Here is a 12,187-nt window from a genome sequence, read left to right on the forward strand (position 1 = left end):
TTAATGACACTATCAACAAAAGATTTAGGCTACTGGTATGAAGACAACCGACGATTATTCGAAAACGTTAATTTAACTTTTGAAAAAGGCAAAATGTATGCAATTTTAGGTACGAGCGGTTCAGGGAAAACGACTTTTTTATCCCTGATCGCAGGACTAGATACACCAAAAAACGGAGAAATTCTCTATGACGACAAATCGTTGAAAAAAATTGGATTGCGGGAATATCGTCGTAAAGATGTATCAATTGTATTCCAAGCCTATAATCTACTGCCGTATTTATCGGCAGTAGACAATGTGGTAACAGCGATGGAGATTGCTCAAAGCCAACAGACAGATAAAAAAGCCTACGCCTTAGCGAACTTAGAAAAAGTTGGAATCACTAAGGATTTAGCAGATAAAAAAGTTACGATGTTATCTGGTGGACAGCAGCAACGAGTAGCAATCACTAGAGCCCTATGCTGTGAACACGATCTAATCGTTGCGGATGAACCGACTGGAAACTTGGATGAAGCAACTTCCAGCGAGATCGTTAAACTTTTCCAAGAGATTGCACATGAGCAAAAGAAATGTATTATTTTAGTCACCCACGAACAGGATGTCGCTAAAGGCTGCGATGTGGTGTATGAACTGAAAAATCAAGAATTCAATCAAGTATCTTAAACAAACAGAATTTCGGTTCAGCTAGTATGAATGAGTAGGAAATGAATAGAGGAGACTGAGAAAATTTTTGCTCAGTCTCTCTTTTAGTAATAGTCGTTTTTTTTAGGTTGAAAGGAATAAAGTGACCTATTAATAAAAAGAATAACAGATATAATTCTTGTAAAAGAGCGATAGATAGGAGTGTTTAGAATGGGATTGTTTCAATGGCTTAGAAAAAATTTTTCAAATAATCAAGATAAAAAAGTCAATGAAATGCTACTTAAGCTAAATAAAAAAATTCATGAACCGAAAGACTTTTGTCCGGCGACTACAGCATTAATCCGCTTGTATGACCGAGAAAAAAATGCAAAAGAAATAAATAAAGGTGAAACCAGTTATGAATCTCATACTGAAGCCTTTCATAAAGAAATACAAGTCCATAGTCAAGAAAAGATTTATCTAACAGATTATTTAAATATCTGGCTACAAATAAATGAAGCAAAATTACAGGAATATAAGTTGGATACAATGTTCGAGAAAGGAAATTTAAAGGAAATCAAAGAAGAACTAGCGAAGGATATAAAGATAAAAAGTGAAATTTTATCGCGGTGTTTGGGAGGGGAAATTACTAATTATCGGTTAAATCAACAAGCTTATCAAGAAATGTTTGGGCGAATAAATCCTAAAGGCTGTCAAAGAAACAAAGTGGTAATTGATTTTCAAGTAACAAAGAAGATCAATGATTTCTCATTGAATAAGGGGAGGGATCAGATGGAGAGTCAGACAAAACAAAAAACTCAAACGAATGGATGCCAAACGATGGAAAGTATAACTGATAAAATAAAGGAACCCAGTTTAATCGAAACAAAGGCACAATCTAGTGAGACAAAAGTTCAAGAAAATTTAGGTAGAGAATAAACAAGCACTTTGAGATTGCTTTGATAGTGTGCGTTGTGATAAGTGAAACGCCCTCGAAACAGAGGGTACTGTTTTGAGAGCGTTTCTAGTGCAGAAATGAATATTTATTTATCTGTTTTTATTCATTTTCATATTCTTCAAGCTCAATACTCAAATCTTCCCATTCAGAAAGTTTCGTTTCTTGAGATTGGCGAGTTGCTTCGAGTGTTTGATTCAATTCATTTAATTTGAGATGGTCATCCAAATTCTCTGGGGACACCATTTGTTGTTCTAGTGCCTCGATCTGTTCATCTAAAATAGCTAATTCTTCTTCAATTTGAGTAATTTTACGTTGCAAACTACGTATCAGCTTTTGTTGCTCTTTACTTTGGAAATAGGTTTTCTTGTTCGTAGAAATATGCTCTTCTTCTGGTGTTTTTTCAGCTAACAGCTCTGCTATTTCCGCTTCTTCTTGTTTCTTTTCCAAATAATAATCATAGTCACCTAAATAAACTTTACTACCGTTTTCCGATAATTCGATGACTTTTGTGGCAATCCGATTGATGAAATAACGGTCATGAGAGACAAACAACAAAGTACCATCATAATCAATCAAGGCATTTTCTAATACTTCTTTATTATCAATGTCCAGGTGGTTGGTTGGTTCGTCTAAAATCAAAAAGTTTTCTTGATTCATTGCGAGTTTTGCAAGGGCGACTCGGGCTTTTTCACCACCGCTTAGCAAGGGGATGGTCTTTTCTACATCTTCACCAGAAAATAGAAAGGCACCCAAAACGCTACGAATTTCTTTTTCGGGAGTCGTTGGATGTTCATCCCATAATTCAGCTAAAATAGTTTTGTTGGTGTGTAAGTCCGCTTGACCTTGATCGTAATAGCCGATCGTCACATTGGTTCCTAAATGTTCTTTTCCACGGATAAACGGTAACTGATGGATGATCGATTTTAAAAGCGTGGATTTACCAATACCATTGGGGCCGACCAGTGCAATGGCTTCTTGACGCCGAATATCAAGATTGATCGGTTCAGACAAAACTTCATTATGATAACCAATCGCAGCATCTTCAATTTGTAATACAACATTTCCTGATGGCTTTGCTACATTGAAAAGAAAGTGAGCTTGTTTTTCGTCTCCTTGAGGACGGTCAATCCGATCCATTTTCTCAAGGACTTTTCTGCGACTTTGGGCTCTTTTCGTCGTAGAAGCGCGTACCAAGTTGCGTGCGACAAAATCTTCCAATTTATGGATCTCAGTTTGTTGTTTTTCATAAGCTTTCCATTCAGTTGCTAATTGTTCAGCTTTCATATCAAGATACTTCGAATAATTCCCTTTATAGTGGCGCATTTTTTTTCGACTTAATTCGTAAACTTCAGTTGCGACTTTATCTAAGAAATATCGGTCATGGGAGACGATCAGTAAGGCACCAGTATAACTTTGCAGGTAGCCTTCTAACCAAGAGAGAGTCTCAATATCTAAATGGTTGGTTGGTTCGTCTAAAATCAAGATATCCGGATGTTGGAGCAACATTCTTGCTAACGCTAAGCGAGTGCGTTGTCCGCCAGACAATTCATTGATTTTTTGATCATAAAAAGACGGATCAAATTTAAAGCCATGCAAAACAGAGCGTATTTCATTTTCGTAGCCATAACCGTTTCTATCTGAAAAATCGTGTTGTAATTTATCGTATTCTTTCAAAAGTGACTCATAGGAAGGTGTATCAGGTGTTCCTTCACTAATCAAGATTTCAAGTTCGCGCATTCGATTTTCCATTTGACGGATTGTTTCGAATGATTTAAGCATTTCATTCCAGACTGTTTCTGCTGAATCTAACCCAGTATCTTGTGCCAGATAGCCTAAAGTAGCAGCTTTATTTTTAGCAATTGTTCCTTCATCGGGGCGTTCGATTCCAGCAAGGATCTTCAAAAGTGTTGATTTTCCTGCTCCGTTACGGCCGACTAATGCGATCCGAGCCCCTGTGCTGATTTCTAAATGGATATTCTCAAATAAGATCTCTGCACCGAAGTGACGAGCAATTTGATTGGCTTGTAATAATATCATGGAATCCTCTTTTCTACTTTGTGAATTCTCTAAGAATAAATCTCTTTTTCAACTAGTAGTCTACCATAAATTCCTTGATACTGCGAGGTTCAAAGAAATGATAAAAAAATGAATAAAGAATAAAATTTCACAATATCCAAGCAATCAAATTGATTTTTTCCTATATATACTGATATGATGGATAAATCAAAGTAAACTTAAAGTAAAAGTGGAGGTAATTAAGTGAAAGATCATGTTATTCCAAAGGCAACAGCCAAACGGCTACCTTTGTATTACCGTTATTTACGAATCTTAAATAATGCTGGTAAGAAAAAAGTATCATCAACTGAATTAAGTGAGGCTGTTCAAGTTGACAGTGCAACGATTCGCCGTGATTTTTCATATTTTGGAGAATTAGGAAAACGAGGCTATGGCTACGATGTTGAAGACCTCATGCATTTTTTCGCAAAAACATTGAATGATGATCAATTGACTAATGTGGCGTTGATCGGTGTCGGTAATTTGGGAAGTGCCCTTTTAAAATATAAATTCCATCAAAGTAACAGTATCCGTGTAAGTTGTGCATTTGATGTCAACGAAGCAATCGTTGGACGGATCGTGGATGGGATTCCCGTTTACCCTATGGAAGATATGTTTGAACAAATCAAGATCCAACAAATCGAAGTAGCAATATTGACGATACCAGCTGAGCGAGCACAAGAAGTAGTTAATCGGTTGACTGAAGCGGGCATTAAAGGTATCTTGAATTTTACCTCTGCTCGATTAAATGCGCCAGCAGACGTGTTGATTCAAAATGTTGACTTAACGAATGAATTACAAACGTTGATTTATTTTCTTCATTCTGATGCATCCTTGCAAGCGACTGAAGAAACTGAGTAACGAATGATTCAGGTGACCTGGTTGGTTTACTCAACAGTCTCAAGTGATGAATGATCATTTTAGAAGTCGTGATTTCCGAAATTGATGTCTCAGTTTTTGTGAAATTTCGGCTCTTTTTTGTGGTCCGTTCGGTGGGTAACCATCTTCTTGTCACCGAACAAAAGTTCCTATATAATCATGATAGGGGTGAGTGAGATGGAATTACAGTTTCCTTTACATAATGATACATCTAGAAAAATCATTCATATCGATATGGATGCTTTTTTTGCCTCTGTCGAAGAACGGGATCATCCAGAATTTAGAGGGAAACCCTTAGTTATTGCCAGACATCCGAGTGACACTGGTGGTCGAGGAGTGGTTACTACAGCGAATTATGAAGCAAGAAAGTATGGCATCCATTCAGCGATGAGTGCGCAAAAAGCATATGAATTATGTCCGCAAGCCATTTTTAAACCAGGTGACCATCAAAAATACAGTGAGATCTCACAAACTGTTCGTGAGATTTTTTACCGATATACGGATATCGTTGAGCCTGTCAGTATTGATGAAGCCTATCTTGATGTGACGAACAACAAATGTAATTGTAAATCAGCAATCAAAATTGCTCGTTTGATCCAAAGAGACATTTGGGAAGAGGTAAGACTGACCTGCTCGGCAGGTGTGAGCTATAATAAGTTTTTAGCGAAATTAGCCTCAGATTTTCAAAAACCTAAAGGCATTACTATCGTTGCACCTCAAGACGCATTGACGTTCCTAAAGGCATTACCTATTGATAAATTTCATGGGGTAGGAAAAAAAACCGTCCCTAAGATGCATGAACTTGGTATTTTCACTGGAGAAGATCTTTATAATTGTACAGAGATAATGTTGATCCAACAATTTGGCAAGATGGGTTATTCCCTTTATCGAAAAGTAAGAGGTGTCCATGATGCACCAGTCAATGTGACAAGAGAAAGAAAATCTGTAGGAAAAGAGCATACTTATGGTCAGCCACTACAAACGGAAGAAGCGGTATTAGCACAATTACGACAATTAGCTGAGAAAGTCGAAGAGTCGTTGAAAAGAGTCCAGAAACATGGAAAAACCGTAGTGTTAAAAGTGAGATATACGGATTATACGACAGTCACGAAAAGAGTCACTTTACCTGAGTATATCTATAAGAAAGAAGCGCTCTTTTATCAAGCAAGTTTGATTTGGGAAGAAATTTTAGGGATTGAACAAGGCATACGTCTCTTGGGGATCACCTTAACGAATTTAGATCCCATGACTTATGAGAATATTGTGTTACCTTTGTGGGAATGAAAAAACAGTAGAAAACGTGTTGGAAATCAACATACGTTTCTACTGTTTTTTATTCAATAAGGAGTGGGAGGACCTAAATGAACTCCTGTTTTTTGATTTGTTCATACGATTCTGTAGCATCGCTGCATTTTTCCCAAATCACTACTCTATTTTCGGCTAGCGATTTTTTGACATCGATGATGCGTTGATTACTACTACCGCGAAACTGTAGTTTTAAATCCTTTTTACTTAGTTCAAAACGTCCATCAACTAAGATATCGATTTTTGCTAAAAGAGCTAACTTGTCTTCGGAGTCTTGAAGTAGTTCGTCAAAAGTATAACCGGTCCACGACCAGATATCTTTGGTCTGACCAAATTCTTGTCGGATACGCTCAACGACTTGGAGACAGACGTCCGTGTTTAGAAAAGGTTCCCCGCCTAAAAGGGTCAGTCCTTGAACGTAATCATGGCGGAGATCGGTAATGATTTGTTCTTCCAGCTCTGGTGTGAAAGGTTTACCATAGCGGAAATTTTGCGCTGCTTTATTGAAACATCCTTCACAAGCAAATAAGCAGCCACTCACATAAAGACTATTTCTTACGCCTTCGCCATCCACAAAGTTAAATGGTTTGTAATCAGCAATGTAATTTTGGCTGTAATCTTGTGCCAGCCATTCTTTAGGTTTAGGATTTCGCATAAAAAAACTTCTTTCTAACATCAAAGTATGAAAAATTTACTTAAAACTCAAACCAGTTTCACAGCAAGCAGTCTCAGAAAAGATAATGGACTAGCCTCAAAAAAATGCAAATAAATCGAACGGTCACGGTTCACACACCGTTCGATTTATCGTAGTCACGCTGTGAAAGGGGATTGTTTTCTAAGGAATAACTGATCGCTCTATCTTTTTTTAGAGTGAATTAGAACGAAATAGTAGAGAAAGATTACTTCATATGTTTGACACGTGAAGAGATCTCCTTGTGACGACCGTGAACCATTGGACGTGCTTGTGGGTTACCTAAATAGCCACAGGTTCTTTTAACGACGTCACAAGTTTTTGGATCATGATTGCCGCATTCGGGACATTCAAAGCCACGTTCGGTTGGTTTGAAGTCACCTTCAAAGCCACGTTCGGTTGGTTTGAAGTCACCTTCAAAGCCACATTTGTAGCAATGATCAATTGGTGTATTCGTTCCTAAATAGCCAACTTTATCGTAAGCATAATCCCAAACGGCTTCTAATGCTTTCGGGTTTTGTTGAAGCATTGGGTACTCACAGTAATGGATAAAACCACCAGAACAATACTTCGGATAATCTTTTTCAAAATCTAGTTTTTCAAACGGAGTTGGGTTTTTACGAACGTCATAATGGAAACTATTCGTGTAATATTCTTTATCAGTGATGTTTTCGACTTCGCCAAATTTTTCTGTATCTAAACGGCAGAAACGATCAGTTAGGCTCTCACTAGGCGTAGAGTAAACGCTGAAATGATATCCATATTCGTCACCCCAAGCATCTGCTTTGGCTTTTAATTCCTTCACGATATCAAGGGTAAAATCTTTTGCTTCGGGATTGTTTTCCCATTCCCCACCATAAAAAGCAGAAGCCACTTCGTAAAGACCGATATAACCTAAAGAAACCGTTGCACGACGATTTTTGAATAATTCATCGACAGCATCTGTTTTTGAGAGACGTTTACCGAATGCACCATACATATATAAGATTGGTGCGTTAGCAGGGATCGCTTCTTTACAACGATCGACACGATAAACTAAAGCATCTTTCATGATGGCTAAGCGCTCAGAGAGGATTTGCCAGAATTTTTCCTGATCGCCTTTCGCTTCGATGGCAATACGAGGTAAGTTTAGTGTGACCACACCAAGATTCATTCGTCCAACGTTCACTTCTTGGCCATTTTCATCTTTCCAACCTTGTAAAAATGAACGACAACCCATAGGTACTTTGAAACTACCGGTTAATTCAACGATTTTGTCGTAGTTTAAAATATCAGGATACATCCGCTTAGTTGCACATTCCAAAGCTAATTGTTTAATGTCATAATTAGGATCAGTTGGGTTCAAGTTTATGCCATCTTTTAATGTGAAAATCAATTTAGGGAAGATAGCTGTCCGCTTTTCGCTACCTAAGCCATTGATCCGATTTTGTAAGATTGCTTTTTGAATTTCTCGCTCAAACCAGTTTTTTCCTAAACCAAAGCCAAGAGAAGTAAATGGTGTTTGACCATTTGAAGTAAAAAGAGTATTGATTTCATATTCTAGACTTTGCATCGCATCAAAAATATCTTTTTTGGTTTTTGATTTCGCATACTCTACTCGACGTTCAGGTGTTTCGATCCATTCTTCTGCATCCGCTAAATGTTTTTGATAATTCAGTTCAGCGAAAGGAGCAAGTAATTCATCTGTTCGGTCAGCAGAACAACCACCATATTGACTGGAAGCTACATTTGCAATAATCTGTGAAATTTGAGCAGTAGCAGTTTGAATTGATTTTGGTGATTCCACTTCAGCATTTCCAATTTTGAATCCGTTGTTCAACATTCCTTTGAAATCGATCAAACAACAGTTTGTCATTGGTGTGTATGGATGATAATCTAAATCATGGTAATGGATGTCGCCTTTTTGATGCGCATTTGCGATATGTGGGGGCAACATTTTCAAACCGATGGATTTTCCAACGATACCAGCGGTTAAATCTCTTTGAGTATTGAAGACATTACTATCTTTATTCGCATTCTCATTGACAACTGTTTGGTCTTTATTGATCAATTTTTTGATCGAAAAATTGATATCTGTCGCTTTGCTTCTGGCAAAATCACGTTTTGTGCGGTAATTGATATATTCTTCTGCTAATTCATATTCGTTTTTTTCTAAAAGAATGTGTTCAACGATATTTTGGATCTCATATATTTTAACGTTGTCGGTAAAGCGTCGTTTGATTTCTTGAACGACTAAATCCACGATCGTTTGAATTTTTTCATAAGTAAGTGGAGACAATGAGCCATGAATTTTCTTTTCAGCTTTGACTAAAGCCTCATTGATTTTTGTTTCATCAAATTCGACACGTCGACCATCTCGTTTAATGATTGTTATGTTTGATACTTCTGAATGAAGGGGATCTGTTACTTTTTCTTCAATTTGTACACTCATTTTATTCAACTCCTGCTAAATTCTTCTTGTCTATCATAAAACAAAATCCACGAAGGAGCAACTAAATACTAGCTATATATAGTATGCAAACAGGTGTATAAACGGACAACTATACTATATGTTGTATATATTTCTTTGTGAAAAAAAGTGAAAACGTAAGTTTATAGGATTTTTATTTTGAATATACCGCTTTCGTGAATAAAATAGATGAATAAAAATTTTTTTAAAAAAAGGTTATGTCTGTGAAATGATAAAAATCTAAAAAGAAATGCTCAAATGCTGTAAAGATCAAAGAAAAAAACCAAAGAATATGCTAATATGCTGGTAAGTGTGTCAGTGTGGCGAGTAAGCAAAACCCAAGGAGGAAAGCCATGGATAAAATGATCGAGGTAAAACATGTAAGTAAAAGCTATGGAAATAAGCTTTCGCCGGTAAAAGTACTTGATAATATCTCTTTTACAGTAGGAAAAGGAGAATTTGTTGGCATCATGGGTCCGAGTGGTGCTGGAAAGACGACTTTGATGAATATTCTTTCGACGATCAATCTACCAACGATGGGAAGTGTGTTGATCCAAGGAAATGAGATCACTAAAATGAAAAATAATGAATTGAGTGACTTCCGTCGCAAAAAATTAGGATTTATTTTTCAAGAATTTAATTTGATCGATACATTGAATGCGAAGGACAATATCTTACTACCATTAGCGGTGGAACGAATCTCGAAAGAAGAGATGGAAAAAAGTGTGTTGCATGTTGCTCAATTATTAGGGATCGAAGAAATCTTAAAACGTTATCCAGATGAATTATCAGTTGGTCAGAGACAACGGATTGCGGCTGCTAGAGCATTAGTTATTCAACCACAAGTCATTTTTGCTGATGAGCCAACCGGGTCTCTGGACTCGAAATCAGCCACCGAGTTACTAAATTATTTAACAACGATGAACCGAGTAGAAAAATCAACTATCTTATTAGTAACACATGATCCGTATACAGCCAGTTATTGTGATCGGATTTTATTTATCAAAGATGGGGTGATTTTCTCTGAAGTAGTTCGCAGAGGTTCAAGAAACGAATTTTTTGAACGGGTGATTGATATGCAGGCGACCATTGGGGGAGGTGGAAAACTCAATGCTTTATAAGTTGGCTGCGAAAAGTTTTCTGCGACAGTCAAGAGGGTATCTCGTTTACTTTTTTAGTCTAACGTTATCAACGATGATCTACTATTCTTTTAGTACGATTTCTTATGATCAATTATTGAACCGAAGGACACAGCAAGATTCTTTATTCAATGTTTTTTTTGGTATGGGTAGTTGGATTATCTTAATCGTATTACTTTTTTTTGTTATTAGTGCAAATCGTTTTTTCTTTAACCGCAGACAAAGAGAGATTGGGATCTATCAGTTGTTTGGTGTGAAGAAAACCCAAATCTCACTGATCTATGTATTGGAAACAATGGCTATTGGATTATTCGCCTGTACAGCAGGGATTATTTTAGGAATCATTTTCTCAAAATTATTTTCTATGATCTTGATTCGCATGATGAACTTGCAAATCACGAGTCTTTTCTTCATTTCCGTGCCATCGATTTTTGAAACCTTTCTGTTGTTTTTTTTGATTTTATCTGTTGTTTCTTTGTATTCATTATGGAAAATCTGGCGCTATCCGACGATTCGAAATTTTGGCGAATACGATCATTTGGAAAGCAGCAAGTTAAGAGTTCGGACACGCCATCGTTTTTTAGGAACACTGGGTTTATTGCTGATCTCTAGTGGTTATTTCTTTGCGGTCCACTATCGGGAATTTGCTGCTAAACTTTTTATTTTTACGCAAGATCTTCGCTTTCCTTTCTTATTATTTGTTCTGATTCTGCTGTTTTGTGTGATCGGGACATATCTGTTCTTTTGTTTTTCCCTACGTGTGTTAATCGATTTGGTGAGTCGTTCTCGAATTAAGTATCGAGGGATCAACTTCTTGCTGATCGGCAATACGCAGATCCATCTGCTGAAAAGCTGGCGGATCAATTCGTTGATCACACTGATCATGGCTCTAGCTTTAACGATGATTGGCGCAATGATGAGTGCGACTGTCATCATGTCTCGAAATGTGGAGATGGTCTCACCGGTATCTTATCAAATGGATAAGGCAACAGCCGATAAGCTGCGACCGCTTCTTGCAAGTGAAGGGCAAACGATCACAAAAGAAATGACGATCAATTACAAAGTAATTGGAAGTTACTATAATGATAAGTTAGACGGGATTTCTGAGGAAAAAGTATTTCAATTGGTAAATTTGATTCCAGAAAAAGAATATCATGCCTTTCGACAATTCAATCCTAAAATGCCTAAAATTGATTTAACATCGGATAACAGCACTGTGGTATTAGATAGTATGAAAAACATCTTTAGAAATTTTTCAATGTATGATTCAACATTCTACTTGCCCGATCAAACTTTAGATATTCAAGCAACCTTACCTAATTTTTTAGGAGATGGTTCGTTGAGGTATTTCGGTCCGACACTCGTTGTCAGTGATGATTATTTTGCTAAAGCATCTGGACTAAACTATCAAGTGGTCAATTGGAATGTGCAAGGGGGAGATCAGGAAAAAATCATTGAACGTATTTCCAAAGAGATTCCTACAAGTTATGAGAACATCATTTATTATGATTATGAAATCAAAGGAGAGGCTATAACTGGAACGATTCATAAAAATGAATCGCACCAAGAAAAAGCAGCTTCAGATCAATCTTCTGATGAATACAATAATGAAGATTCACGTCTTAACTTTTCTGCACGTTTCCCATTTAAACGGACAGTTGAACAAGGAATTGGTTTAATGTCGTATGTTTCGATCTTTATTGGAATAATTGTTATTGTCACGACTGGAAGCATGCTGATGGTTCGTCAATTAGCAGAAGCAGAAGAAGAACGAGAGAATTATCAATTATTAACGAAATTAGGGATTTCTCGAAAAAAAGTGAAGCGAGTCATCTTTGGGCAAAATGCGATCATGTTTTTCCCACCAATTATTTTGGGGAGTATGCATACCTTTTTTGCCATTGAAGTATTTACTCAATATGTCGATACAGCAAATTATGGGTTAGCATATCTGATTTGTGGCTCACTTGTCTTGATCTATATCTTGTTTTATTACATCACAAGTGTCTTATATTGCAGGATTATTGAGGAGTAAATCAAGCTATATTTAAATGAGCAAAAGGTTAGTACTCTGTTTTTTTTATTTGAAT

At 36.8% G+C, this 12,187-nt stretch carries 9 protein-coding genes; 6 read left to right on the forward strand and 3 right to left on the reverse strand.

Features of this window, described 5'->3' with window-relative positions; all coding sequences use genetic code 11:
- The first annotated feature begins 3 nt into the window (after window positions 1–3).
- The gene (locus tag IGL28_RS03195) at window positions 4–663 is read left to right on the forward strand and encodes an ABC transporter ATP-binding protein (RefSeq protein ID WP_010719831.1); all 660 of its coding nucleotides are present in this window, start codon (window positions 4–6) and stop codon (window positions 661–663) included.
- Between the two features lie 189 nt (window positions 664–852).
- Window positions 853–1,560: a hypothetical protein gene (locus tag IGL28_RS03200; RefSeq protein WP_081127879.1), complete on the forward strand. Its 708-nt coding sequence runs from the start codon at window positions 853–855 to the stop codon at window positions 1,558–1,560.
- A gap of 118 nt (window positions 1,561–1,678) precedes the next feature.
- Here the strand turns inward: IGL28_RS03200 and IGL28_RS03205 are convergent, their stop codons facing one another.
- The gene (locus IGL28_RS03205) at window positions 1,679–3,616 is read right to left on the reverse strand and encodes an ABC-F family ATP-binding cassette domain-containing protein (RefSeq protein WP_081127881.1); all 1,938 of its coding nucleotides are present in this window, start codon (window positions 3,614–3,616) and stop codon (window positions 1,679–1,681) included.
- Between the two features lie 222 nt (window positions 3,617–3,838).
- Here IGL28_RS03205 and IGL28_RS03210 point away from each other — a divergent pair, with 222 nt between their 5' ends.
- A complete protein-coding gene (locus IGL28_RS03210; protein ID WP_010719828.1) occupies window positions 3,839–4,495 on the forward strand; it encodes a redox-sensing transcriptional repressor Rex in 657 nt (218 codons plus the stop codon).
- A gap of 195 nt (window positions 4,496–4,690) precedes the next feature.
- Window positions 4,691–5,797, forward strand: coding sequence for a DNA polymerase IV (gene dinB / locus IGL28_RS03215; RefSeq protein ID WP_081127883.1), 1,107 nt, complete (start codon window positions 4,691–4,693; stop codon window positions 5,795–5,797).
- Between the two features lie 73 nt (window positions 5,798–5,870).
- Here dinB and nrdG read toward each other — a convergent pair whose 3' ends face one another.
- On the reverse strand, window positions 5,871–6,473 hold the full coding sequence (gene nrdG / locus IGL28_RS03220; RefSeq protein WP_010719826.1) for an anaerobic ribonucleoside-triphosphate reductase activating protein: 603 nt from the start codon (window positions 6,471–6,473) through the stop codon (window positions 5,871–5,873).
- A gap of 244 nt (window positions 6,474–6,717) precedes the next feature.
- The gene (gene nrdD, locus IGL28_RS03225) at window positions 6,718–8,940 is read right to left on the reverse strand and encodes an anaerobic ribonucleoside-triphosphate reductase (RefSeq protein WP_438843891.1); all 2,223 of its coding nucleotides are present in this window, start codon (window positions 8,938–8,940) and stop codon (window positions 6,718–6,720) included.
- Window positions 8,941–9,311: 371 nt separating this feature from the next.
- Here nrdD and IGL28_RS03230 point away from each other — a divergent pair, with 371 nt between their 5' ends.
- Both IGL28_RS03230 and IGL28_RS03235 read left to right on the forward strand, forming a co-directional pair.
- Window positions 9,312–10,079, forward strand: coding sequence for an ABC transporter ATP-binding protein (locus tag IGL28_RS03230; protein ID WP_081127887.1), 768 nt, complete (start codon window positions 9,312–9,314; stop codon window positions 10,077–10,079).
- On the forward strand, window positions 10,069–12,132 hold the full coding sequence (locus tag IGL28_RS03235) for an ABC transporter permease (RefSeq protein WP_081127888.1): 2,064 nt from the start codon (window positions 10,069–10,071) through the stop codon (window positions 12,130–12,132). The genes IGL28_RS03230 and IGL28_RS03235 overlap by 11 nt, the downstream gene beginning before the upstream one ends.
- Window positions 12,133–12,187: the final 55 nt, after the last annotated feature.

The sequence above is a fragment of the Enterococcus sp. AZ077 genome (genome assembly GCF_051714965.1).
Classification (GTDB): Bacteria; Bacillota; Bacilli; order Lactobacillales; family Enterococcaceae; genus Enterococcus_B; species Enterococcus_B hirae.